This is a genomic window from Nocardia sp. NPDC059195 (genome assembly GCF_042754695.1).
Lineage (GTDB): Bacteria > Actinomycetota > Actinomycetes > Mycobacteriales > Mycobacteriaceae > Nocardia.
Map to the genome: position 1 here is coordinate 1 of NZ_JBHZBG010000003.1, position 23,083 is coordinate 23,083.

21 protein-coding genes are annotated in these 23,083 nt (G+C 68.1%); 12 read left to right on the forward strand and 9 right to left on the reverse strand.

Translation table 11 applies throughout. The annotated features are described in order from the left end of the window. Positions 1-302 precede the first annotated feature (302 nt). On the forward strand, positions 303-863 hold the full coding sequence (locus tag ACFXKN_RS04795) for a hypothetical protein (protein ID WP_379432435.1): 561 nt from the start codon (positions 303-305) through the stop codon (positions 861-863). A gap of 9 nt (positions 864-872) precedes the next feature. On the opposite strand, the gene ACFXKN_RS04800 is transcribed toward ACFXKN_RS04795, so the two are convergent. Beyond that, a complete protein-coding gene (locus ACFXKN_RS04800) occupies positions 873-3,338 on the reverse strand; it encodes an MMPL family transporter (protein ID WP_379432436.1) in 2,466 nt (821 codons plus the stop codon). Between the two features lie 77 nt (positions 3,339-3,415). Here ACFXKN_RS04800 and ACFXKN_RS04805 point away from each other — a divergent pair, with 77 nt between their 5' ends. After that, positions 3,416-4,003, forward strand: coding sequence for a TetR/AcrR family transcriptional regulator (locus ACFXKN_RS04805; RefSeq protein WP_379432437.1), 588 nt, complete (start codon positions 3,416-3,418; stop codon positions 4,001-4,003). Here the strand turns inward: ACFXKN_RS04805 and ACFXKN_RS04810 are convergent. Further along, a complete protein-coding gene (locus ACFXKN_RS04810) occupies positions 3,989-4,651 on the reverse strand; it encodes a GntR family transcriptional regulator (RefSeq protein WP_379432438.1) in 663 nt (220 codons plus the stop codon). The genes ACFXKN_RS04805 and ACFXKN_RS04810 overlap by 15 nt on opposite strands. 67 nt (positions 4,652-4,718) lie before the next feature. Between ACFXKN_RS04810 and ACFXKN_RS04815 the strand changes: the two genes are divergently transcribed. The 4 genes from ACFXKN_RS04815 to ACFXKN_RS04830 all read left to right on the forward strand — a co-directional run bounded on the left by ACFXKN_RS04815 (position 4,719) and on the right by ACFXKN_RS04830 (position 9,610). Further along, positions 4,719-6,086 (forward strand): LLM class flavin-dependent oxidoreductase, encoded by a 1,368-nt coding sequence (locus ACFXKN_RS04815; protein WP_379432439.1) that lies wholly within the window; start codon positions 4,719-4,721, stop codon positions 6,084-6,086. A 13-nt stretch (positions 6,087-6,099) separates the two neighbouring features. Next, positions 6,100-7,284: a CaiB/BaiF CoA transferase family protein gene (locus ACFXKN_RS04820; RefSeq protein WP_379432640.1), complete on the forward strand. Its 1,185-nt coding sequence runs from the start codon at positions 6,100-6,102 to the stop codon at positions 7,282-7,284. A gap of 28 nt (positions 7,285-7,312) precedes the next feature. Then, positions 7,313-8,254, forward strand: coding sequence for an HpcH/HpaI aldolase/citrate lyase family protein (locus tag ACFXKN_RS04825; protein WP_378949827.1), 942 nt, complete (start codon positions 7,313-7,315; stop codon positions 8,252-8,254). Between the two features lie 246 nt (positions 8,255-8,500). Beyond that, positions 8,501-9,610: a GGDEF domain-containing protein gene (locus ACFXKN_RS04830; RefSeq protein WP_379432440.1), complete on the forward strand. Its 1,110-nt coding sequence runs from the start codon at positions 8,501-8,503 to the stop codon at positions 9,608-9,610. A gap of 22 nt (positions 9,611-9,632) precedes the next feature. Here the strand turns inward: ACFXKN_RS04830 and ACFXKN_RS04835 are convergent, their stop codons facing one another. Together ACFXKN_RS04835 and ACFXKN_RS04840 are read right to left on the reverse strand one after the other, a co-directional pair. Next, positions 9,633-10,031 (reverse strand): low affinity iron permease family protein, encoded by a 399-nt coding sequence (locus tag ACFXKN_RS04835; protein ID WP_378949832.1) that lies wholly within the window; start codon positions 10,029-10,031, stop codon positions 9,633-9,635. A gap of 198 nt (positions 10,032-10,229) precedes the next feature. Continuing rightward, positions 10,230-10,703 carry a MarR family winged helix-turn-helix transcriptional regulator gene (locus ACFXKN_RS04840; RefSeq protein WP_378949834.1) on the reverse strand — a complete coding sequence of 158 codons (474 nt, stop codon included), beginning with the start codon at positions 10,701-10,703 and terminating at the stop codon, positions 10,230-10,232. A gap of 238 nt (positions 10,704-10,941) precedes the next feature. Between ACFXKN_RS04840 and ACFXKN_RS04845 the strand changes: the two genes are divergently transcribed. Then, positions 10,942-11,877, forward strand: a complete 936-nt coding sequence (locus ACFXKN_RS04845) for an NADP-dependent oxidoreductase (protein WP_379432441.1) — start codon at positions 10,942-10,944, stop codon at positions 11,875-11,877. A gap of 102 nt (positions 11,878-11,979) precedes the next feature. Here ACFXKN_RS04845 and ACFXKN_RS04850 read toward each other — a convergent pair whose 3' ends face one another. Then, complete coding sequence (locus tag ACFXKN_RS04850; protein WP_378949840.1) at positions 11,980-12,810, reverse strand: SAM-dependent methyltransferase; 831 nt, start codon at positions 12,808-12,810, stop codon at positions 11,980-11,982. A gap of 177 nt (positions 12,811-12,987) precedes the next feature. Here ACFXKN_RS04850 and ACFXKN_RS04855 point away from each other — a divergent pair, with 177 nt between their 5' ends. Beyond that, positions 12,988-14,415 carry an MFS transporter gene (locus ACFXKN_RS04855; RefSeq protein ID WP_379432442.1) on the forward strand — a complete coding sequence of 476 codons (1,428 nt, stop codon included), beginning with the start codon at positions 12,988-12,990 and terminating at the stop codon, positions 14,413-14,415. Between the two features lie 82 nt (positions 14,416-14,497). On the opposite strand, the gene ACFXKN_RS04860 is transcribed toward ACFXKN_RS04855, so the two are convergent. Continuing rightward, entirely contained in the window at positions 14,498-14,989 is a 492-nt protein-coding gene (locus ACFXKN_RS04860; protein WP_378949844.1) for a glutathione peroxidase, read from the reverse strand. Between the two features lie 246 nt (positions 14,990-15,235). On the opposite strand from ACFXKN_RS04860, the gene ACFXKN_RS04865 reads away from it, so the two are divergent. Both ACFXKN_RS04865 and ACFXKN_RS04870 read left to right on the forward strand, forming a co-directional pair. Then, complete coding sequence (locus ACFXKN_RS04865; RefSeq protein WP_378949846.1) at positions 15,236-16,717, forward strand: FAD-dependent oxidoreductase; 1,482 nt, start codon at positions 15,236-15,238, stop codon at positions 16,715-16,717. A 145-nt stretch (positions 16,718-16,862) separates the two neighbouring features. Further along, positions 16,863-18,452, forward strand: coding sequence for a GMC family oxidoreductase (locus ACFXKN_RS04870; protein ID WP_378949848.1), 1,590 nt, complete (start codon positions 16,863-16,865; stop codon positions 18,450-18,452). Between the two features lie 45 nt (positions 18,453-18,497). Here ACFXKN_RS04870 and ACFXKN_RS04875 read toward each other — a convergent pair whose 3' ends face one another. Further along, complete coding sequence (locus ACFXKN_RS04875) at positions 18,498-18,842, reverse strand: DoxX family protein (RefSeq protein ID WP_378949850.1); 345 nt, start codon at positions 18,840-18,842, stop codon at positions 18,498-18,500. 121 nt (positions 18,843-18,963) lie between these two features. Between ACFXKN_RS04875 and ACFXKN_RS04880 the strand changes: the two genes are divergently transcribed. Then, positions 18,964-19,845, forward strand: coding sequence for a sigma-70 family RNA polymerase sigma factor (locus ACFXKN_RS04880; protein ID WP_378949852.1), 882 nt, complete (start codon positions 18,964-18,966; stop codon positions 19,843-19,845). Between the two features lie 39 nt (positions 19,846-19,884). On the opposite strand, the gene ACFXKN_RS04885 is transcribed toward ACFXKN_RS04880, so the two are convergent. Then, positions 19,885-20,361: an HAD-IIIC family phosphatase gene (locus ACFXKN_RS04885; protein WP_378949854.1), complete on the reverse strand. Its 477-nt coding sequence runs from the start codon at positions 20,359-20,361 to the stop codon at positions 19,885-19,887. Positions 20,362-20,544: 183 nt separating this feature from the next. On the opposite strand from ACFXKN_RS04885, the gene ACFXKN_RS04890 reads away from it, so the two are divergent. Further along, entirely contained in the window at positions 20,545-21,771 is a 1,227-nt protein-coding gene (locus tag ACFXKN_RS04890; RefSeq protein WP_378949856.1) for a PucR family transcriptional regulator, read from the forward strand. Positions 21,772-21,840: 69 nt separating this feature from the next. Here the strand turns inward: ACFXKN_RS04890 and ACFXKN_RS04895 are convergent, their stop codons facing one another. Then, positions 21,841-23,022, reverse strand: coding sequence for an esterase/lipase family protein (locus ACFXKN_RS04895; RefSeq protein ID WP_378949858.1), 1,182 nt, complete (start codon positions 23,020-23,022; stop codon positions 21,841-21,843). Positions 23,023-23,083 lie beyond the last annotated feature (61 nt).

Below are 23,083 nucleotides of genomic sequence, written 5' to 3' on the forward strand. Positions count from 1 at the left end.
TTCACCGCAGGCAGCCCCCAGGAAGCCCTTGACTGCGCCTGCGATCTCTACCTCGGACACTGACCCCCGAACGACTTACGGGCGTGACCACTTAGCACCGGACCGAAACCGTGGTCAAGAGTTTCGTTCTAATATTCGGAAATGTAATTCTCTCCAAGCGCCCGCGCCGTTCCCTCTACCTCCTACCAGGTCAACCGTCCAGATTTGACCGTTCGTACAGCTTCCCGATTTTCCCTCTCAGCGCCGGTGGAGTTGTAGTACGACTGCTGAAAAGCGCTTCGATCTCTCGGAATGGACTGTTCGTGGATGTTGCCCAGGACGCAGGACCGATCGTCGACTGGTGGGCCTACGCGCACCGGCACCCGCTGCGGTACCGGCTGGCGGTACTGGCGACCGACGCCCGCGAGGTAGTCACCCACGCCGGTGGCTGGCTGTTCGACCGGTCGATGGCAGGCTGGGACGTGAACGCGGTTCTCACCGATGTCACCGACCTGCTGCCGCTGCAGATCCTCGGCGCGAGCGTGCTCGAACTCGAAGGGCCACTGGCTGTTCCGGTGCACCACACCTGGCCCGACGCGCTCGCCGTCGCACCGGATCTGCTCCGGTCCGACAGCCGGGTCCGCGACGGCGTGCTGAACTGCCTGGAGCACGATCTGATCGAGATCGTGCTGTGGGGCCCGCTGCCCGCGGAATTCGAGAGCCGAGTCGAGCTGATGAGCCATCGCCTCAGCAGCGCGGCACGGGCGTTCAAGGGACGCGCGCTGGCAGCGACCCATACGCGAACCGACACGGTGCCGATGATCGAGGGTTTTCACAGCAACGCCGCGTCACGCGCGGCCGCGCGCGTCCCCTCGGTGCGCTGACCGCCGTCCTCAATCGGCCACAGCAGTCCGGCGCCGCTCGAGCGCCGCTCCCTCCACGTCCACATTCGGGATCAACCGGTCCAGCCGCGCAGGCAGCTTCCAAGCGGACTCGCCGAGCAGATGCAGCAGGGCGGGCATGAGCAGCATCCGGATAGCGAAGGCGTCGAACAGGATTCCGACCGCCAGCCCGAACCCGATCGAGCGGATGATGCCCGACTCGGCGAAGACGAAACTGCCGAACACCAGCGCCATGATCAGCGCCGCCGCCGAGACCACGGCCCGACCCGCGCGCAGCCCCTGCATCACCGCGACCCGCGCCGGCGCACCGCGCACCAGCGCTTCCCGCATTCCCGAGGCGAGGAACAGCTGATAGTCCATGGCGAGCCCGAACAGGAAGCCCACCAGGATGATCGGCAGGAAGTTCAGCACCGGACCGGGCGTCTCGAGCCCGATGATCGACGACCCCCACCCCCACTGGAACACCGCGACCAGCGCACCGTAGGTGGCGGCCAGCGACAGCACGAATCCCGCCGTCGCCACCAGCGGCACCAGCAGCGAACGGAAGACCATGATCATGATCAGCAGCGAGAGCCCGATGATGACCGCCAGATAGCGCGGCAGCACCTGTGCCAGCCGCTCCGAGATGTCGATGTCGATGGCCGCCTGCCCGGCGACGCCGAGCGAGATCGCCCCGTCGATCGCCTCCTGTGCACGGAGCTCCCGGACGACTTGCGCGGTCACGTCACTGTTCGGCCCCCCGCCCGGCAGCACCTGGAACGCGGCCAGGCCACCGGTTTTCGCGACGGCGACGGCCGCGACCCCGACCACGCCGTCCACTTCGGCGATCGCGGCGGCGACCCGCCGCTGGGCGGCCAGCTCACCCGCGTCGTCGAGGTCGGCGGGCAGCTCGGCGGTCACCAGCAGCGGACTGTTCGCGCCCGCACCGAATTCCGCCTCGGTGATGACATAAGCGCGCTGGGCATGGGACCCGACGGGCTCGGTGGAACCGTCGGGCAGGCCGACGCGCATATCCAGCAGCGGTGCGGCGACCAGCAGCAGCACCACTGCCACGCCGACGACCGTCCCCACCGCCCGCCGGTTCGGCATCGGCTCGATCTGCGCCGCCGTCCGATCTTCGCCCGAGCCACCGCGCCCGATGACCCGGTGTCCCGCCAGACCGAGCAGAGCGGGCGTCAAGGTGATGGCGAGCAGCACCGCGACGGCCACCGCGAACGCGCCGACCGTCCCCATCAATCCGAGGAACGGAATGCCGATGACATTGAGCGCCAGCAGCGCGATGATCACCGTCGCGCCCGCGAAAACGACCGCGTTGCCCGAGGTTCCGTTGGCCAGCCCGATCGACTCGACGAGATCAGTGCCACCGAGGACCTGGCGCCGATGCCGGTTGACAACGAACAGCGAATAGTCGATGCCGACCGCCAGCCCGAGCATGATGGCGAGGATGGGCGTGGTCATCATCATCTGCACGACCCCGGAGAACGACAGCGCGACAAGCAGCGCGACCGCGACCCCGACCGTGGCGCTGACCAGCGGGATCGCCGCACCGACCAGGGTGCGCAGCACCACGCCGAGAACGATCGCCGCGAACGCGATCCCCACCACTTCGGCGACCCCGAAGATCGCGGGCATGCCCTGCGCGATCTCCCCTGAGATGCCGACCTCGACACCCTCGATCGGATGCGCGTCGACGTAGTCGATGATCGCGCGTTTCGAGCTGTCGGCCAGTTCCAGTCGCGGCTCGGTGAAGCTCACGGTCACCACCGCGGTCGACCCGTCCGTCGAGACGGCGCGAATCGGTTCGGCCAGTGCGAGAATCGCGGTGCCGTCCGCGAGCATCGCCGCCTGCCGGTCCAGTCCGGTCCTGGTCGCGGCCAGCCGCGCCAATCCCGCGTCGACGTCGGTCTCCTCGGCGGTGAGAGCGCCCAACCGATCCCGCAGCGATCCGCTCGGGTCGCCGGTCCTGGCGAGGCGGGCCTCCAGGCCGGCGCGTTCGGACCGCACCCGGGCCAGGGCGGAGTCCAGTTGGGCCTGTTCGGCGTCGGATCGGGCCCGGCCCGCCGAGATGAACTGGGCACCGCCGGTCACCTGGGCCCGGCCCGCCAGACGTTCCTGTTCCATCCGGAACGGGTCGAATACCCGGGCCACGTCCGGCGATTCGGACAGATCTGCCGCCAGTTCGGTGATCGCGGCGCGCTGCCGTTCGGACAGCGGGGTCCCGTCCACGGTCCGGAAGACGACACCGCCCGAGGCTCCGGCGTATTCCGGCAGGGCGCCTTCGAGTTCGGCGACGACTTCCGAGGACGGCAGGCCGGGAATGTCGAACGAGGTTGCCAGCCCGGCGAATCCGATCGCGAACCCTCCTCCGCCGAGCAGCAGGATCGCCAGCCAGCTACCGATCACCGTCCATGGACTGCGCGCGGAGCGAATGCCCAACCGGTACAGAAATTCCGCCATGACTGTGGTCCTCACCTCGGGTGCAAATCAACTATACGAGACGGTCCGTATAGGTAATCGGCGGTATCATCGCGGCCATGACGCAGGGACGACGCGGAGCGGTGCGCAGCGAGGCTGCCCGGATCTCGATCCTGCACGCGACCGCCGCCCAATTCGCGCTGCGCGGTTGGGATCACCTCGCCATCGAGGGCATCGCCACTGCGGCAGGCGTCGGCAAACAGACCATCTACCGGTGGTGGTCGTCCAAGGCGGGACTCGTCGCCGACTGCCTGCTCGAGGGTCTGTTGATCCCCGAGTCGTTCGTCCCGGCCGACACCGGCGACCTGCGCGCCGATCTCACGACCTGGCTCACCGCGGTGCTCGAGTTCGCCGACGAGCCGCGCAATGCGGTGCTGTTCCGTTCGCTGGTCGGGGCCGCGGCCGAGGACGAGCGGGTCGGCCTGCAGTTGCGCGACGCACTAGGCGCGTCCTCGGCATTGCAGTCCCGCCTCGAAGCGGCGCGCACACTCGGTCAACTGACGGCCGACGCGCCACTGCAGCAGATCTCCGACGCGCTCATCGGCGTGATCATCCTGCACGTGATCACCCGCGCGGCAACCGAACCCGAGCTACCCGCACGACTGGTGCACGCCGTCACCGGCGCGCCGCTGTCACGCCGAGGGTGAGTTCGGCCCGGCGTTGCGTTCCAGCCACTCGGTGAGCGAGCGGCCCGCGTCCAGCACGTGTCGTTCGCCGATTGCCCTGGCCCGCACCGCATCACGCTCGCCGAGCGCGTCGATGAGCTGGTCGTGATCGTCGAGCGAGTGCTGTTCGTGCTCGGGGAACAACCGCAGGAAGTTCGACGGGACCACCCGCACAGCCTGTTTGATCTGCGTCAGCAGCCGCGGTGAGTGCGCGGCGCGGTGCACTTCCTGGTGGAATCGCCAGTTGGCGTCACCGATGGAGTCGTCACCCGAGCACGAGGCGACATCGGCGGCGAGTGCGCGCAGCTGGTCGAGTTCCGGGGTGCTCGCGCGCAGCGCGGCCCAGGCCGCGGCCTGCCCGGTGAGCACGCCGAGAATGGTGAAACTGTCCATGATGTCGGCCGGGCTGATCCCGATCACCGTGATACCGCTGCGCGGCGCGACCCGCACCAGGCCCTCGTAGGACAGCTCAAGCAAGGCCTCGCGCACCGGGGTGCGACTGGTCGCGAATTCGTCGGTGATGGCGTCGAGGTCGATGCGCGCGCCTGCGGGCAAGGCCCCGGTGAGGATGCGATCGCGCAGCTCACGCGCCGCTCGTTCGCGCACGGTCCCTGCGATGTCGGTTGCCATCCGCGAAGCTTAACAGGCCAGAGGTACCAGGTTTGAAATCTGATATGTCAGATGTTACATTCCAATTATGGCGATGAGGCACGGCGACCAGATGACGTTGGTCGCATTCATGCAGGCGGGCAACACCTCGGTCTACTCGGGTTCCTGGCGGCACCCGGCCACCGAGCACGGCTATCTCGACGCGTCGTACTACGCGAAGGTCGGGCGGCAACTGGAGGAGGGCTGCTTCGATCTGATGTTCTTCGACGACCGGCTGGCCATGCCAGGCATCTACGGCGGCTCGGTCGAGGAGGCGGTGCGTACCGGCGCCCGTCCGGTGAAGCTGGATCTGGGGGTGGTCCTGGGCGTTCTCGCGCAGAGCACGTCCCATATCGGCCTCGGCGCAACGTATTCCACGACCTACTACGCGCCCTTCCATGTCGCCCGCACCTTCGCCACCCTCGATCACCTCTCCGCGGGCCGGGCCGCGTGGAACGTGGTGACTTCGGTCAACGACAGCGAGGCCCAGAACTTCGGCATGGACGCCCATCTCGGTCATGCGGAGCGCTACGACCGCGCCGACGAATTTCTCGAGGTGGTCGGCGGCCTGTGGGACACCTGGGACGACGACGCGATCGTGCACGACCGCGCGGCCGGCTACTTCGCCGATCCCGCCAAGGTGCACGAACTGCAGCATTCGGGCCGTTTCTTCGCCGCGCGCGGACCGCTGACCGTGCCGCGCACACCGCAGGGCAGGCCGGTGATCATCCAGGCTGGCTCCTCCGGTCGCGGCCGCGAATTCGCTTCGCGCTGGGCGGAATTGATCTTCACCGGCGATCCCGGTCTGGAGGTGGCGCGCAATCACTACGCTGACCAGAAGGCCCGGATCGCCGACGCGGGCCGTGATCCGGCCTCGGTGCGGATCTGTCCGATGGCCTACGCGGTGGTCGGCGAGTCCGAGCAGCACGCCAAGGAACGCGAGGCCATGCTGCTCGAGGACCTGGTGCATCCGATGGCGTCGCTGACGTTGCTCTCGGAGCTGATGAACTACGACTTCGCGCAACACGATCTGGACGACCCGGTCACCGACGAGCTGATCGCCTCGGTCTCGGGCATCCGAGGTCTGGTGCAGAACCTGCGCACCCACATCGGTGGCACCGTCACCGTGCGGGACCTGGCGGGTCACCGCGCGACACTGCTGCAGGGTCCGCGATTCGTCGGCACCGGCGAACAGGTCGCCGATCAGATGGCCGAGTGGTTCCACGGCGATGCCTGTGACGGTTTCGTGCTGGCGGCCACGCACATGCCAGGATCGTTCGAGGACGTCGTCCGGATGGTGGTGCCCCGGCTGCAACAGCGTGGCCTGTTCCGCACCGCCTACGAGGGCACGACCCTGCGCGAGCACCTCGGCCTGTCCCGGCCCGCACCGGTCCGGCCCACGAGCACAGTGGTGTGACATGAGCCGAGCCATGCTCGACGGCGTGCGAGTGCTCGACCTCGCCACGCTCGCGGCGGCGCCACTGGCCGCCACCTACCTCGGCGAATTCGGCGCCGAGGTGATCAAGATCGAACAGCCCACCGGTGGTGACCCGATCCGCACCTGGGGTGCGCAGCGCAACGAGGTCGGCCTGATGTGGAAATCGGTCTCGCGCAACAAGCGTTCGATCACCTTGGACCTGCGCGTCGCCGAGGGCCAGGAACTGCTGCGCAGGCTGGTCGCGACCGCCGATGTCGTGGTCACCAACACCCGGCCGCAGACCCTGCGCAAGTGGGGCTTGGACTACGCGAGCCTGCGCACGGTCAACGAGCGCATGGTGATGCTGCACATCACCGGTTTCGGGCTGACCGGCCCCAAGAGCGAGCGCCCCGGTTTCGGCACACTGGGCGAGGCGATGAGCGGCTTCGCCCACATCACCGGCGAGGCACAGGGTCCGCCGACGCTGCCGCCGTTCATGCTGGCCGATGGTGTCGCCTCCCTCAATGCCGCCTATTCCGTACTCATGGCGCTCTACCACCGCGACGTGCACGGCGGGCCGGGGCAACTGATCGATATCAACCTGGTCGACCCGCTCACCCGCCTGCTCGAGCAGACCCTGCTCAGCTACGACCAGCTCGGCATCGTGGCCGAGCGCGCGGGCAACCGCTGGGACATCTCCGCGCCCCGCAACACCTATCGCACGGCCGACGGCAAGTGGCTGGCGATGTCGGGCAGTTCCCCCGCGCTGGCGCTGCGGGTGTTCCGCGCGATCGGCCGTGCGGACCTGATCGACGACGTGGACTTCGGCGATCCGCAGCGCCGCCTGGCCCGCGCGCGCGAAGTCGATGACGTTGTCGCGGAATGGGTTTCGCGACAGACTCTCGCCGAGGCGATGAAAGTCTTCGACGCCGAACAGGTGGCCGCGGCACCGGTCTACGACATCACCGACCTCGTCGAGGACGAGCAGCTACGCCACCGCGAGGTATTCGTCCCCGTCGCCGACGACGAACTCGGCACCATGACCGTGCAAGCGCCGGTGCCGCGCTTCTCCGCAGCGCAGGGCCGGGTATCGCACCTCGGCCCCCGCCTCGGCGAGCACAACGCCGAGGTCTACGGCGAGCTACTCGGTCTCGACACCGACACCATCGACGACCTGCGCAGCCGCGGCGTGCTGTGAGTTACCCACCACGACAAAGGATTCCACGATGACCCTGCTGATACGGCGCTCCGAGCTCGCGCTGCCCGCCTGCAACGACCACATGTTCGCCAAAGCCCTGGCCAGCGGCGCGGATCTGGTGTTCCTCGATCTAGAGGACGCGACCCCGGAAGCGCTCAAGGAGCAGGCGAGGGAGAAGGCGATCACGGCGCTGACCGAGCTGGATTGGGGCCGTACGGTTCCCGCGATCCGGATCAACGCCCTCGACACCCGCTGGTGCCACGACGACATCATCGAGGTGGTCAGCCGCGCCGGCGCGCACCTGCACACGATCGTGGTGCCCAAGGCGCGCACCGCACGCGACGTGTGGTGGGTCGACGTGCTGCTGACCCAACTCGAGGACAAGCTCGGGCTCGAGCACAAGATCCGCCTCGAGGTACTGATCGAAGAGGTCGAGGGACTCGCCAATGCCGAGGCGATCGCCGTCGCCAGCCCGCGGGTGGACACGCTGATCTTCGGCGTCGGCGACTTCTCGCTGTCCCAGGGTGCGCGGGTGGACACCAATTTCGAACCGCTCGGCGACTACCCCGGCGACTTCTGGCACTACGCCCGCAACAAGGTGCTGGTCGCGGCCCGCATCGCGGGCATCGACGCCATCGACGCGCCCTATCCCGACTACGGCAATCTCGTCGGCTACGAGCGCGACGCCCAGCGCGCCTCGCTGCTCGGCTACACCGGCAAGTGGGCGATCCACCCGAACCAGGTACCGATCGCCAATACCGTCTACTCCCCCACCGCAGCGGAGATCACGCTCGCGCAACGCAATATCGCCGCCTATCGCGCGGCCGAGGCGGCGGGCCGTGGCGCTGTCGGCGTCGACGGGGTACTCGTCGACGCCGCGCACATCAAGATGGCAAGGGCGACCCTCGCCCGTGCCGCCGCGATCGACCCCTTCCTGCGCGCCGACGGCGCGATTCCAGTCCCCAGCTGAACCACCGCGGCGACTTCGGCAGTCGCCACCGGTGCCCCGGGCCGCCGTCCCCAGCTCACCGAAGTGGGGACGGCGGCCGTCGGCCGCACAGATCCGACACGTCCACAGTGGGCTGCGACACACACGCACACGTCGGGTATGAAAGGGTCCGACCTAGACTCTGCCGATGAGCTGGTGGGATTTCTGGATTTCTCACAGACGGCACGGGCGACAATGGGCAGCGCGGTCGGGACCAAGGGTGGGGCGATGAACAACGGCAGTACGTTGCGCGCCTGGTGGAAGGACCCGGTCGACTACCGATGGCTGGTGGACACCCTGGCTGCCCGATCAGCGCTGGGGCCGCTCAAGGTACTGATCGGCACCGCGGGCGCGGCGATCGCGGTGATGGGTGCGGTGATCGCGGGAACACCGGTGGGGCCGCCCGGCGATCCCGGCATCGCTTCGACGATCGGAGTACTGTCCGGGACGCTGTGGGCGGCGCGCTGGTGGCTGCTGCCGTGGCCGAACAAGACCGAGTCGCTCTTGCTGATCGCCTGTGCCGACGTGCTGTTCACGGTCGAATTCCTCCAGCTGCAAGATCGGCTGTTCGGTGCGATGGGCACGGTACTTCTCCTGGTAACCGGCAGCTACCTGAGCTTCTTCCACAGCGCGCGGGCACTGGCCGTGCATTCGGCCTGGTCGGTGCTGTCGGTACTGGTGTTGTCGGTGCGAATCACCACCGGCGGCGGCGATGTCCGCTTGGCGCTCGCGGTCGCGCTCCTGCTCGCCTCGGTGGCCGGTGCGATGCCGGCCTTTCAACTCCTCTATTGGCTCCTGCGCACAGAGTCGCTGTCGGACCCGCTGACCGAGCTGCTCAACCGCCGCGGCCTCGAGAACCGACTGCCGCAGCTGATGGACCGCAGTCCCGCGATCTGTGTCATCTGCTTCGATCTCGACCAGTTCAAGCGCGTCAACGACACCTGGGGCCACAGCATCGGCGACATCGTCCTGGTCCGGACCGCGCGCCGGTTGCGCGATGCCGCAGGGGAAACGGCGGTGGTGGCGCGCACCGGCGGAGAGGAATTCGTGGTGGCCGCCCCGATCAGCGCAGCCGCCGCGCGCAGCGAGGCCGAGCGGTTGTGCCAGGTGGTCGCCGAACCGCCGGAGACCGCTGTGGTGGTCACCGCGAGCGTCGGCGTGGCCGTCTTCGACGCAATGATCTGTCCGCATTGTCCACGTCCGACCCCGGACCGGCTGCTGCAATCAGCCGATGCGGCGATGTACCGGGCCAAACAGTCCGGCGGAAACCTGGTGGTGGTAGACGACCTCACGCCGCCGCTCGATCATCACCACCCACCCCCGGACGACCGCCGGTAAGGCGTCGTTGAGTTCGGCCGAGTCAGTGCCGGTCTTCGAGGCCGACAGCATCCCGCAGCCGATCCGCGGCCGTTCGAAGGTCGGGATCGTCGAAGGCGGATGAAGCCAGCAGCGCGGCCAGTGCCTCGGCGATGACATTGAGTTTCTCTTGCGAGGCCTCGCTCGCGCGGCGGCTCGCGTTTTCGAGCAACACCACCAACAGCAGCGTGAAAACGCTCGCAACGGTGTGGATAGCAGCTTGCCAGGTTTTGAGGTCGGTCCACCACGGCAAACTGAACAGCCACACCACGACGATGCCGGCACAGACGAAGAAGAACGGAGCCTGACTCACTCGCAGTTCGGCCAGCTCGACAAACCGGTCGAACGGCGAACGACGGTCACCTCCACCACGACTTCGTGCGGCCTCGCTGCGGCGCTCCATCACCAGAATTCTAGTCGCCACGCCCAAGCAGCACACGACGCTGCATCGACCGCGACAAATTGCACTACATCGACTTCGAAGGGGGCAAACTGCCCGAGGCAGCGGATTTCTACCGCGACATCAAAGCCCGCGCGGTCGCGGCCGGGCGCTCGGCCGATGACATCAAGATCCGGCCGTCGGCGAGTTTCGTCCGGTCGCTCAGCCCTGGTCGAGTTCCCCGCGCACGGTGGCGGCGATGCGGGCGAGCGCGGTCTCGAGGTTGCGGCGCTGGGCGGCGGTCAGTGGATCGAACACGAGCCGCCTGACCTGCGCGACATGTTCGGGTGCGCTCTCGACGAGCTTGCGGCGGCCGCCGTCGGTGAGGGTGGCGAAGGTGTATCGACCGTCGCTGGGGTCGGGTCTTCGGGTGACCCAGTCGCGGGCTTCGAAGCGGTCCATCGCTTTCGACAGGCGGGGCTGGGTGCTGTCGCAGAGCCGGGCGAGGTCGCCCAGGCGCATGGTGTCGTCGTCGGCCATGGACAGCCGGGCGAGCACCCCGTACTCGAAGTTGGAAATGCCCGCGTCGCGTTGGAGCTGACGGTCGAGAGCCGCGGGGAGGGCGACGACGACTGTGAGCAGCGCCTGCCACAGATCCTGTTGGTCCTCATCGAGCCAGGGCGAGGGGGAATTCATGAGCCCATCGTACTTGCCTGGGCAACTTGCACTTGCCTGGGAAAGTCATCGTGCGCTACGTTCTTACTTGCCCAGGCAAGTCAAATGATTTGCCTGGGCAAGTCAAGGAATCGACCGCCTGGTCATGGGCAACTCCATCCGCTCGGTCCGACTGACCTGGGCCGGTTCGACTTCGACCTTCCGACTCGATCGCCTCGACCTGGGGCGGCGACACCGAAACATCCTGGAGGACAGTTCCATGAAGGCCATGCGTTTCCACCAGTTCGGCACCAGCGAGGTCCTGCGCTACGAAGACATCGACCGGCCGGTCCCCGGCCCCGGACAAGTGCTCGTGCAGGTCGCCGCCACCTCGTTCAACCCGGTCGACGACCACATCCGCGCCGGCCACCTCGCCGAAATGATCCCGATCGCACTCCCCTACGTCCCGGGCATCGACCTGGCCGGCACCGTCACAGCACTCGGCGCGGACGTGACGGGCCACGCGATCGGTGACCGGGTCGTGGCGATGCTGCCCCTGGACTCCGCGGGCGGCGCCGCCGAATACGCGCTCGTTCCCGCCGAGTCGCTGGCCCCTGCGCCACGGTCGACCGAGCTGGTCGACGCCGCGGCGCTGCCGCTGACCGGCCTCGCGGCCTGGCAGTTGGCGTTCGAGCTCGCCGAGCTGAAGCCCGGTCAGACCGTGCTGGTCAACGGGGCGGGCGGCGCAGTGGGCAGCCTCGTGGTCCAGCTCGCCGTCGACGCGGGCGCACACGTGACCGCGGTGGACGCGCCGCAGCACGCCGACCGCCTTCGTGGCTACGGCGCCGACCGGGTCGAAGGCCCGCTCAGCCTCTCGGATGGTCCCGCCGCGGTGGGCGGTCCGTTCCAGGTCGTGGTGAACCATGTGCGTGTCTCACCCGAGGAACTCGCACAGCTGACGAACTATGTCGCCGACGGCGGGATAGCCGCGAGCTCGGCAGGCCCGATTCCCGAGGACACCGCCCGCGGTGTGCGCAGCGAGAGCCTGTGGGTCCGCAGCGATGGCGCCCAGCTGAGCGAGCTGGTCGCCAAGGTAGACGCGGGCAAACTCCAGATCCACGTCGCCGACCGTCGCCCGGTGGCCGAGCTCGCCGACGTGCACGCGGAGGCCGGCGCGGGACGTCTGGTCGGGAAGACGGTCGTACTCGCTCCCTGATCAGCGATCCAGCGAAGTCGTTGCCACGGTTAGGCGTTCGGCGATCCCCCTCCCGATCCCGGTATCCAGTCGGTACTGGAACCAGGATCGGCGGGGGGCTGGCTAACGTTTGCGGCCCACGCCGGCGACGATGCAGTTGCGAACATCGGAGAGTGGGGTGAGGTGGGGGCCGTCCGACCACCAGTCGTCGCAGCGGACCAAGCCGGGTTCGACCATCTCGAGATTGCCGAACATCGCCTGGATTTCGTCGCGGGTGCGGAAACGGCCACTGCCCATCGGGCTGTGGATGAACTTCTCTTCCATCTTCTGGGCGAGCTCGCTGTATTCGGCGGTCTCCGGGTCGTGGAAGTGGGCGATGGCCACGAACGAACCCGAGGGCAGTGCGTCGATGTAGGTCTGCATCAGGGCGGGGCCGTCGTCGCCCAGGTAGTGGTGCAGCGTGCCGATGTGGAACAGGGCCAGCGGGCGGGTGAAGTCGAGTTCGCGGCGCACCGTGGCGTTGCCGAGCACATCCAAGGGGCGGAAGATGTCGGCCTCGGCGATGCGGGTGCGGCGATTGCTGGCCAGCAGCGCCTGCGCGTGCACGAGCACCGACGGGTCGTTGTCGACGTAGACGACCTTGGACTGGGGGTTCACCCGCTGGACCACCTGGTGGGTGTTCTCCGCGGTGGGCAGACCCGATCCGAGATCGAGGAACTGGTCGATGCCCGCCCTGGCCAGGAACCGGCAGGCGCGGATGAGGAAATCGCGGTTGGCCCAGGCCAGGTCGTTGACCTGTGGGGCGACCGTGCGGACCTGGTCCAGCACCGCGCGATCGACGTCGAAGTTGTCTTTGCCGTTGAGTGCGGCGTCGTAGACACGCGCGATACTCGCACGGGTGGTGTCCACCCCGACCGGGACAGCGCTGGGGTAGGCGGCAGAGGAATGCGACATCAGGGAGCGCCTTTCGGGCATCGGAGCCGACTGGACGATTTCAGCCTAGAGCATCGGTTGCCTTGCTGGACAAGCTATTCCGGCACCGACGCGGATACGACGTGCAACCGGGTACCCGGAGTACCCGTATCGGTGGGCTCCTATTCGCGCAGCGCCTGGCGGTCCCACGATCAGAGCATGATCCAGATGCTCAAACCGGCCCAGGTGCCCGATTCGGTGGTGGGTAGGCGTTCGATCGCCGTGCTCGTCGTGATCCTCACCGGCCAGTTCATGACAGTGCTCGACGGCTCCATCGTCAATGTCGCCATTCCGTCCATGCGGTCGAACCTCGATACCGGCGGGGCCGCACTGCAATTGATCGTCGCCGGCTATGTGATCGCCTACGCGGTGTTGCTGATCGGTGGTGCGCGCCTGGGTGACCGTCTCACTCAGCGGCGAACGTTCATCGCGGGTCTGGCGGTGTTCACCCTGGCCTCGCTCGCCTGCGGGTTGGCGTGGAACGCGGAGTCGCTCATCGTGTTCCGGTTCGGTCAGGGCGTCGGCGCGGCCGCACTGGCGCCACAGGTGATGACGCTGATCCAGCGCACGTTCGCCGGAGCGGCGCGGGCCAGGGCACTGAGTATCTACGCGGCGATCGTCTCCGGTGGCCTGCTGGCCGGCCAGATTATCGGCGGATTGATCGTCGACGCGGATCTGGGCGGCAGTGGTTGGCGTGGGGTGTTCCTGGTGAATGTGCCGATCGGACTCGCCCTGCTGGTGCTGGCGCCGCGCGTGCTCCCGGTTACCGTCGCGCGCGCGGATCGGACCGTCGACGGACTGGGACTGGTGACGCTGACCGCCACCGTGCTGTTGCTGGTCGTGCCGCTGGTGCTCGGGCGAGAGCTCGGGTTTCCGCTGTGGTCGTGGCTATGTCTCGGGGCGGGCGTGCTCGGGTCGGCCGTGTTCGTTCTGGTCGAGCGGGCGGTCGCCGGGCGTGGTCGAGATCCGCTGTTCGCGCCACAGGTGCTCGGTGCACCCGGTCTGCTCGCGGCTGCCGCGACCCTGCTCCTGGTGATGGGAACCTTCGGTGGATGGCTGTTCGTGAGCGCCATCCACATGCAGAGCGACCTCGGCTACAGCGCACTGCGGGCGGGCGCGCAGTTCTTGCCGATGGCTGCCACGTTCGCGGTGGCCGGCCTGTCTTGGCAACGCGTCCCGGCTCGCCTGCACGCGAGAATGATTCCGTTCGGGCTGGTGGTGAGCGCGGCCTCGCTGGGCTGGCTCGCGTGGTTGCTCGGCGACGGAGCGGGGATCGGACCCGCGGCGTCGATCGCGTTCGGGCTGTTCGGCCTCGGTAACGGGCTGGCTTTCAGTCCGTTGATGACGCGCGCGCTGGCCGCGGTACCGCTGCCCCTCGCCGCCGACGCCAGCGGCATTCTCGTCACCAGCGTGCAACTGGGAACCGTAGCCGGGATCGCGACGATCGGGTCGGTGTTCTTCGAATCGGTCGGAACGACAGCGTCATCGGCGGCCGATGCGGTAGCGGTCGTGCATCTGATCTGCGCCGCGACCACACTCGTCGCTGCCGCCTCGGCCGCGGTCGCCGTGCGCAGGATCAGCCGCTGATCGTGCCGATCGCGACGTCACCGGTCCTGAGCTAGCGCGACACCATGCACGAGCTCAGGACCCCTGGCGAACGCTCAGTAGGTCAGAGCTGAGCTTCGATCGCCTGCACGACCTCGGCGGCATCGGGGGTCGTGCGCGGGCGGAACCGGCCTGCGACCGTGCCGTCGCGACCGACGAGGAACTTCTCGAAGTTCCACTGCACGTCACCCGCCGCACCCTCGGCATCGGCCGTCTCGACCAGCGCGGCGTAGAGCGGGTGCCGGTCGTCACCGTTGACATCGGCCTTGGCGAGCAGCGGGAAATCGACGCCGTAGGTGACCGAGCAGAATTCCTGGATCTCCTCGGCGCTGCCCGGCTCCTGGCCCATGAATTGGTTGCTCGGGAAGCCGATCACGGTGAAACCGCGCTCGCCGTAGGCCTTCTGCAGCTCGACCAGGGCTCCGTACTGCGGGGTCAGACCACATTTGGAGGCCACGTTGACCAGCAGTACCGCCCGCTCGCCCGCCAGGTCGCCCAGCGTGGTGTCCTCGCCCGTCAGGGTCTGCACCGCAATGTCTCGAATGTTCGCGCTCATCACATCACCACCAGATCTCGTCTATGTAGGTTCGATCGCCACCGTACCGGAGCCCGATCGGCGCGCAAGTGTCCCGCTGGGCGTACCGCCGCCTTCGCCGGTGGCCGTGCGCGCAGTGAAGGAACGCTTCGCGTCTGCGCCCACTATGCGGGAGAATCTGTAACACGTTCTTGTTTTGTGGCGCGGTTGGCGGCACCATTCCATTGATGGGCGGTGACGCCCCACCCCGAGCACCGGAGGAAACACGTGAGCGACCAGCCACATCGGATCGATACCGTCCGCCCGCTGCGCGCGAGCGAGGTGACCCAGTGGGATTTCGAGGCCGATGTGGTGGTGGCCGGTTTCGGCATCGCCGGCGTGTGCGCGTCGATCGAAGCCGCGCGGGCCGGTGCGAAGGTACTCATCCTGGAACGAACCGGCGGCTGGGGCGGCGCGGCGGCGCTGGCGGGCGGATTCGTCTACCTCGGTGGCGGCACACCGCTGCAGAAGGCGCTCGGATTCGACGACACCCCCGAGAACATGGCGGCCTTCCTCACCGCGGCACTCGGGCCCGGCGTCGACGAGGCGAAGATCAATGACTACTGCGCCGGCAGCGTCGAGCACTACAACTGGCTCGTCGACTGCGGTGTGCCGTTCAAAGAGTCGTTCTGGGGTGAGCCCGGCTGGGAGCCCCCGCACGACGAGGGCCTGATGTACTCCGGTGGCGAGAACTCCGCACCGTTCCTCGAGATCGCCGAACCCGCTCCGCGCGGCCATGTTCCGGAGCTGGCGGGCAAGAAGATCGGTGAGCGCAGCGGCGGCTACATGCTGATGAAGCCGCTGGCCGACACCGTCGCCGGGCTCGACATCGACGTCGAGTACGACACCCGGATCCGCCGGCTCGTCGTCGACGACGCCGACCGCGTGGTCGGCGTGCTGGCCACCACCTACGGCAAGCCCGTCGCCGTGCGGGCCGCGCGCGGTGTCGTGCTGGCGACCGGCAGCTTCGCCTACGACACCGAGATGATCGACCGCTACACCCCGCGCCTGAGCGGCAGGCCGGGCGCGGCCATCGAGGAACACGACGGCATCGGCATCCGGCTGGCCCAAGCGCTCGGCGCCGAGCTCGCGCACATGGATGCCAGCGAGGTGGCCATCTTCGGCGATCCGCAGATGATGGCGCGCGGCATCCTCGTCAACGGACGCGGTCAGCGCTACGTCACCGAGGACACCTACCCCGGCCGGATCGGCCAGGCGACGCTGTTGCAGAACGACAACCAGGCGTTCCTGATCATCGACGAGACCTCGCTCGAGGAGGCGCTCGCGACCGAGAGCGCCACGCCGTTCTTCCGCTTCGCGCCCAAGTGGGTCGCCGAGACGGTCGCCGAACTCGAGGCCGAGATGGGGCTGCCCGCACAGACATTGCAGACCACCGTCGCCACCTACAACCAGCACGCCGAACACGGCAGCGACCCGGTGCTCGGCAAGAAGCCCGAATGGGTGCGACCGATCACGGGGTCGCTGGCCTGCTTCGACCTGCGCGGGTTCACCGCCGGGTTCACCCTCGGCGGGCTGCGCACCGACCTGGATTCGCGGGTGCTGCACGTGAGCGGTGAACCGATCGAGGGCCTGTTCGCGGCGGGCCGCTGCACCTCGGGACTGTGCGCGTACGGCTACGTCAGCGGGGCCTCGCTCGGCGACGGCAGCTTCTACGGCCGTCGCGCGGGCAAGGCGGCGGCAGCGGGCTGAACCACGGACGGCCCACCGCGGGCCTTCTGTCAGTACTCTGCTTGCAGCGTCACGCCCGACGACGAGTCCGGCTGGGCTCACGGTCTTTTCACACCCGGGAGCAGGCGCGCCGAACAACAGACTCAGTGCAGATCGGAGTTGGACAGTGCAAGCAGGTGGGACGTCCGCGGATTACGTGATCGTCGGCTCCGGATCCGCGGGGGCGGTGCTCGCGAATCGGCTCAGTGCCGACCCCGGCACCACGGTCGTACTGCTGGAGGCAGGCCCGGCCGACGACGACAAGTTCGCCCATATTCCGGCCGCGTTCTCGAAACTCTTTCGCAGCGAGCGTGATTGGGACTATCTGACCGAGCCGCAGACCGAGCTCGGCGACCGGCAGATCTACTGGCCGCGCGGCAAGACCTTCGGCGGCTCGTCCTCGATGAACGCGATGATGTGGGTACGCGGTTTCCGCGCCGACTACGAGGAGTGGGGGCTCCTGGCAGGCGAGAAGTGGAACTTCGCCGCCGCGGTGGAGCAGTTCCGCAAGATCGAGAACGTCCAGGACGCGCAGTTCCCCGACGAAGGTTCCAAGGGACCGCAACACGTGCAGCGCCAGCGCAGCCCGCGCGCGTCGACGCACGCGTTCCTCGAGGCCGCGCGCCAGGCGGGCCACGAACTCGAGTCGGCGAACAGGCCAGCGCCCGAGGGTTTTACGCAGACCATGGTGACCCAGCGCGACGGCAGGCGCTGGAGCACCGCCGACGGATACCTGCGGCCCGCGATGAAGCGGCCGAACTTGACCGTGCTGGCCGAGTCGCTGGCCACCCGCGTGCTGTTCGAAGGCACGAGGGCCACCGGCGTGGAGTACCGCAATGGCGGGCAGACACTCACCGTGACCGCGAACCGTGAGGTCATCCTGTGTGGTGGCGCGGTGAACAGTCCGCAGCTGCTGCAGCTTTCGGGCATCGGCGATCAGGACGAGCTGAAGGAACACGGCATCGAGCTGGTCGCCCACTCCCCCGAGGTCGGCGCGAACCTGCAGGACCACCTCATCTCGGCGCTCGGCTACAGCGTGGAATCGGACTCGCTGTTCACCGCGGAGAAGCCACTCGAACTGATCAACTACCTGGTCCGCCACCGCGGCATGCTCAGCTCCAATGTCGGTGAGGCATACGGTTTCGTGCGCAGCGAGCCCGACCTCGAGCACCCCGATCTGGAACTGATCTACGCACCGGCGCCGTTCTACCACGAGGGTCTGGTCGAGGCCACCGAACACGGTGTGGTGCTCGGCGCGATCCTGCTTCGCCCGCGTAGCCGCGGCAAGATCAGCCTGGCCTCGGCCGATCCGACGGCCAAGCCGGTGATCGATCCGCGGTATCTGTCCGATCCCGATGGCGCCGACCGGGCCGCGCTGACCGCCGGGCTTCGGGTATGCGCCGGGCTCGCCGGGCAGCCCGCGCTCAAGAGCGCACTCGGCGCGCTGATCTACCCGCCCGAGGCACCCGAAGATCTCGAAGCCACCATCGCGCTGACCATCGAACAGTTCTCGCACACCCTCTATCACCCGATCGGCACCTGCCGGATGGGCACCGACGCCGCCAGCGTCGTCACGCCTGACCTGAAGGTCCGCGGCGTCGAAGGTCTGCGCGTCGCCGACGCCTCGGTGATGCCGCTGATCATCCGCGGCCACACCAACGCCCCCGCCATCTTCATCGGCGAACAGGCCGCGGACTTCATCCTGGCCGAGGCCTGACAGAGGTGACGGTGGCGCGCGGGCAACGGCGCGCCACCGCATATCTCATGCCGCCGCGAGACCGAGCGACGCGGCCGCGAGCAGCAGATACGGCAGCGGATAGCCCAGATCCGCGTACCGGCGCGACCGTGCGACCGTGAGTTCGGCGGCGACGAAATACACCACGAGCCCGGCCGCGGCAGCCACCGCCAGCGGCCGATACGCCAGGCCGGCGAGCAGACCGAGCCCACCCGCCGCCTTGATCAGGGCCAGCGGGGTGAGCGTCCACGGTGCGAGGCCGTACCGGCGCATGTTCTCGCGCACCCAGTCGGCACGAACGATGTCGATCAGCGCGGCGGCCAAGGCGGCCACCGCGGCGAGCGCGGTGACGACGAGATAGGTGGTGTGCATCGGATCAGGTCCTCCGGTTTCGGGGTGATCGGCCGCCTCTGCCATCGTGGAGGCAGCCGCCGTGACGGGACAGCGTGTGCCGCCCATTCGATAGACGAACGGCGTGAGCGAAAGGTGACCGATGCGCGCGGATCGGCCGGCAGCGTCGGCAGGCGCGTTCGAACAACGGCGCGATCGCCTGCGTGGCGTCGCCTTTCGGATGCTGGGTGCCGGTGCCGAGGCCGAGGACGCGGTCCAGGAGGCATGGTTGCGTTTGGCCGGAACCGACACCGAGATCGCCGATCTCGACGGCTGGCTCACCACAGTGGTGTCGCGGATCTGCCTCGATATGCTGCGCAGCCGTACCCGCCGCGCCGTGGTCCCGGACACTCCCGATCGGGCGGCGACCGGCGCGGGCATCGATCCCGAAGCCGAAGCGCTGCTGGCGGATTCGGTCGGACGGGCGCTGCTCGTCGTTCTCGACGCGCTCAGCCCCGAGGAACGGGTCGCCTTCGTTCTGCACGACCTGTTCGCCGTGCCGTTCGCCGAAATCGCGCCGATGCTCGGACGCACGCCCGCCACCACCAAGAAGCTCGCCAGTCGCGCGCGATTGCGTGTGCACGCGCCCGCCCGGATCGAACCGACGGAACTGGTCGCACATCAGGCCGCGGTGACGGCCTTTGTGCGGGCTGCCCGCGGGGGCGATCTCGGCGGGTTACTGGCGGTGCTCGCACCGGATGTGGTGCGCACCGCCGACCCGGCGGCGCTCTCGCCCGGAATGGCCGTCATCGTGCGTGGGGCACGCGCCGTGGCAGACGGGGCCCTCGCGCTGCGGCACCGGTCGCGGGACGCGGTGCTCGTGCTCATCGACGGCACGCCCGGTCTGGTAGTGGCGGGAGCGGGCGGCCCGGTGTTCGCGGTGACATTCACGGTGCGCGGCGGGCGGATCACGGCTTACGACGTCGTCGCCTCGCCGGAGCGTGTGGCCGCGTTCACCCTGTCGTTGCCGCCAGAACTGCCGTGAACAGGGCCGCGAGATGACCGGATCCCGCATTCGTCCCGGTCAGAAGGCGGGGACGCGGGCGAATCCCAACGGCGGGGTCGGGACGGGGCCGGAACGCAGGTCATGCCGGAAATCGGGCAGCAGCGGGAGCATCTCGACGTTGCGGGCGGCGTAGCAGCGCACCATCGGCAGCGCGCGCGAGACCTCGGCACGTTCGATCGGCTCGGCGTCTACGAACGCGAGTGCGTCCAGGCCGAGGCCGAGCGTGCCCGCGATCCGGACGATCGAGGCCGACTTGCGGCCCCAGCCGACCTCGACCGCCGAGAACATCTCGTACACACCGTGGCGGTACAGCGTGCGCAGGGTCGCGCCCCGGTCACCGCGCGCGGCGACAGCATGCAGCACACCGCGCTCGCTCAGTTTCGTCAGCGTGCGCAGTGCCGGTGGGCGCGGCGTGGTGCCGGTCTCGTCGTGGACGACACCCTCCCACAGGGTCTCGTCCAGTTCCCAGACCAGACAACGGACGGCAGGTCGCATGGCGCTGAACTCTACAACCACTGATAGCGAAGAACCAGACTTGTGAGCGGTCACTACAGGGGTCCGCTACCGTGGGCCCCCTACCCAGAACCTGACGTTCCATTCCGGTTTCCTCGGCAGTTGGTTAGGGTGGGGTTCGCTGGACAGCGGGGGGTACAGCCGCAACAGGCGAAGGGAACACAGATGTCCGTCCACAATCCACCCCGACCGTCGCTGACCGTCTCGGGCAAGCCGATGTCGTTGCCACTCAAGGACGTTCGCACACTGTCGCGGCAAATGGTCGGCCATTTCGTCGCTACCGTCGCGCCCTGCGGGACGCTGCCGGGCGACGCCATTTCCGGGGATGTCACCACGATCACCCGGATCTGCCTGGAATTCGCCGTCGGCATGCTCGACGGGCGCGATATTCCCAGCAAGTTGCAGCGCCTGCAGGACGCCGCGGGCGCGTGGGCACGGGAGGGCGTGCCCATCGACACGATTCACCACTCGATCTCCGAGGGCTTCAAAATCGGCCTCGACCTGGTCGTATCGAGCGCGTCGGGGAAGGATTTCGACAACCTCATCGACGGCGTCAAGGTCGTGATGGAACTGCTCGACACCATCACCGCGCAGATCTCGCTGGCCTATGTGCGCGAGCTCCGCGGCGTGGTCAGCGAACACCACACCGCCGTACACACCCTCACCTCCGCCCTGCTCGGCGGCCACAGCACCTCGACGATGGCCCGCGAATGCGGCATCACGATCGCCGAGACCTACGCGGTCTTCGCCCTGGCGATCCCGCAGCACCGCGAGGAAGCCAACCCGGCGCTGGATGCGAAGGTCGTCGCCCGCCGCAAGTTGCGCCGGGTGCAGGCCGAACTGGCCAAACGCTGCGGCGACTCGGCGCTGTCGCTGCTCAGTGTCGACGGCGGGACCGTATTGATCCCGGCCGATACCTTCGACCGCGAGGGCCTGACCGCGCTGGTCGCCCAGCTCTCCCAGGCCGCACAGGTCGGCATCACCGCCGCGATGGTCGAAACGAGCACCACCGGCGTCCCCGACGCCGCCGACCAGGCCCACGAACTGCTCGACATGGTGCAGCGGCTCGACGTGACCTCGGGTCTGTACCGCTTCGACGAGCTGGCCCTGGAATACCAGCTCACCCGCCCCGGCCCCGGCCGCGAATTCCTCGGCTCGCTACTGGATCCACTGGATCAGTACCCCGAGCTGCTCGAAACCCTGCAGCGCCATATCGCCAACAACCTCAACCGCCAGCGCACCGCTCGCGTGCTGCACGTGCACACCAACACCGTCGACTACCGGCTCAAGCGGATCGGTCAGCTCACCGGTTTCGACCCCACCCAGCCTTCGGGGCTGTGGTACTTGCGTTCGGCACTCGTCGCCCGCAGCTACCGTTCCGTCCCCGCCTGACCCCGAACACGACGAAGGCGCTGTCCGCACGATGTGGACAGCGCCTTCGTCGTCGTCAGCGTGAGCGGGTCAGATCGAGCCGCCGCCACCGACGAGCCACGGGTTGAACGCGCAGGTCAGTTGCGGGTTCTGCACCGGGTCGAGCGCACGCAACGCGATCGACAGGGCACGCGGCGAGTACATCATCGTGAGGTGATCGGAGATGTCCTGCTCGCAGCCGTCCTGCAGGGTGATGTTGTCGACCCGCGCCCCCGGGCCCGCCTTCAGGAAGGTCAGGTCATAGGGGTTGGTGACCTCGTCATACCGGGTACCGACCACGGTGTAGTCGACGCCGGCGACAGTGTCACCGCCCGCGTTGAGGTTGTTGACGAAATCCGAGCCGATGGTCTGCTGGATACCCGCGTGCCCGACGAAGATCTCGATCGGGCCCAGGATGTCGATACCCAGGTTGTTGATCATGCGACCCAGCGCGCCGATACCGTCGAGGCTGGTGCCGTGGTGGGTGGCACCGAAGGTGATCAGCTTGTTCACCTTGGCGGCGCCGCCCTCGAACTTGGTGTAGTGGTTCGCCATCGACCCGCCTTGCGAGTGGGCGATGATGTCGACCTCGTCAGCACCGGTGGCCGCGAGCACCCGATCGACGAACGTCGCGGTCTGCTTGGCCGAGTCCTCGATGTAGCCGGTACCCATCACACCGGGCAGGAACGAACCGAGACCGCCACCCTCCATCATGTTGGAGCGACCGAAGTTGAACGTGAACGTGCAGTAGCCGGCGTCCTTGATCGGCTGGCCCATGTAGGCGTAACCGTTGTAGGCGTTCATCCAGGTGCCGTGCAGCAGCACGACCGGGCGAGGATGCTCTGCGGTCGGCTTGCAGGTCCAGTCGTTCGTCCCTGGTGCGGCAGCGTCGGGGTTGCCGAGGCCGTAGGCGAACGCGGCGAGGAACGCCGTCGACTCCGGTCCGTATGCGCCTGGATCGGAGGAATAGCCGCCCGAGGAACCCGAGCTGGAACCCGAACCGCCGTAGCAGTCACCGGACCCGTTACCGGACCCGGCACCGCTGCCGGAGGTGCAGGCCGAACCGGACCCGGCGACCTGACGACCTTCGGAGACGATGTCGGCGAGATCCTGCTCGGTCGGCGACGCGGCGGGAGCCGCGCTCGCCCCCGGCCCGGTGAGCACCATGGAAAGGGCGCCGACTCCGGCGAATACCGCCGTGTGCAGCGTGCGCCTGCGACTGGGAGATTTCATGTGGTGACTTGTCTTCCTGTGCGATTCGAATATTCGCCGCCCTTTTCCTGCCGGGAGAACG

Coding starts and splice junctions, on each gene's coding strand:
- ACFXKN_RS04890 (WP_378949856.1), top strand. CDS start 20,545: ATGTCCGTCCACAATCCACCCCGACCGTCGCTGACCGTCTCGGGCAAG.
- ACFXKN_RS04840 (WP_378949834.1), bottom strand. CDS start 10,703: ATGAATTCCCCCTCGCCCTGGCTCGATGAGGACCAACAGGATCTGTGG.
- ACFXKN_RS04820 (WP_379432640.1), top strand. CDS start 6,100: ATGCTCGACGGCGTGCGAGTGCTCGACCTCGCCACGCTCGCGGCGGCG.
- ACFXKN_RS04805 (WP_379432437.1), top strand. CDS start 3,416: ATGACGCAGGGACGACGCGGAGCGGTGCGCAGCGAGGCTGCCCGGATC.
- ACFXKN_RS04830 (WP_379432440.1), top strand. CDS start 8,501: ATGAACAACGGCAGTACGTTGCGCGCCTGGTGGAAGGACCCGGTCGAC.
- ACFXKN_RS04850 (WP_378949840.1), bottom strand. CDS start 12,810: ATGTCGCATTCCTCTGCCGCCTACCCCAGCGCTGTCCCGGTCGGGGTG.
- ACFXKN_RS04800 (WP_379432436.1), bottom strand. CDS start 3,338: ATGGCGGAATTTCTGTACCGGTTGGGCATTCGCTCCGCGCGCAGTCCA.
- ACFXKN_RS04875 (WP_378949850.1), bottom strand. CDS start 18,842: ATGCACACCACCTATCTCGTCGTCACCGCGCTCGCCGCGGTGGCCGCC.
- ACFXKN_RS04860 (WP_378949844.1), bottom strand. CDS start 14,989: ATGAGCGCGAACATTCGAGACATTGCGGTGCAGACCCTGACGGGCGAG.
- ACFXKN_RS04880 (WP_378949852.1), top strand. CDS start 18,964: ATGCGCGCGGATCGGCCGGCAGCGTCGGCAGGCGCGTTCGAACAACGG.
- ACFXKN_RS04885 (WP_378949854.1), bottom strand. CDS start 20,361: ATGCGACCTGCCGTCCGTTGTCTGGTCTGGGAACTGGACGAGACCCTG.
- ACFXKN_RS04845 (WP_379432441.1), top strand. CDS start 10,942: ATGAAGGCCATGCGTTTCCACCAGTTCGGCACCAGCGAGGTCCTGCGC.
- ACFXKN_RS04815 (WP_379432439.1), top strand. CDS start 4,719: ATGGCGATGAGGCACGGCGACCAGATGACGTTGGTCGCATTCATGCAG.
- ACFXKN_RS04855 (WP_379432442.1), top strand. CDS start 12,988: ATGATCCAGATGCTCAAACCGGCCCAGGTGCCCGATTCGGTGGTGGGT.
- ACFXKN_RS04835 (WP_378949832.1), bottom strand. CDS start 10,031: ATGGAGCGCCGCAGCGAGGCCGCACGAAGTCGTGGTGGAGGTGACCGT.
- ACFXKN_RS04810 (WP_379432438.1), bottom strand. CDS start 4,651: ATGGCAACCGACATCGCAGGGACCGTGCGCGAACGAGCGGCGCGTGAG.
- ACFXKN_RS04825 (WP_378949827.1), top strand. CDS start 7,313: ATGACCCTGCTGATACGGCGCTCCGAGCTCGCGCTGCCCGCCTGCAAC.
- ACFXKN_RS04895 (WP_378949858.1), bottom strand. CDS start 23,022: ATGAAATCTCCCAGTCGCAGGCGCACGCTGCACACGGCGGTATTCGCC.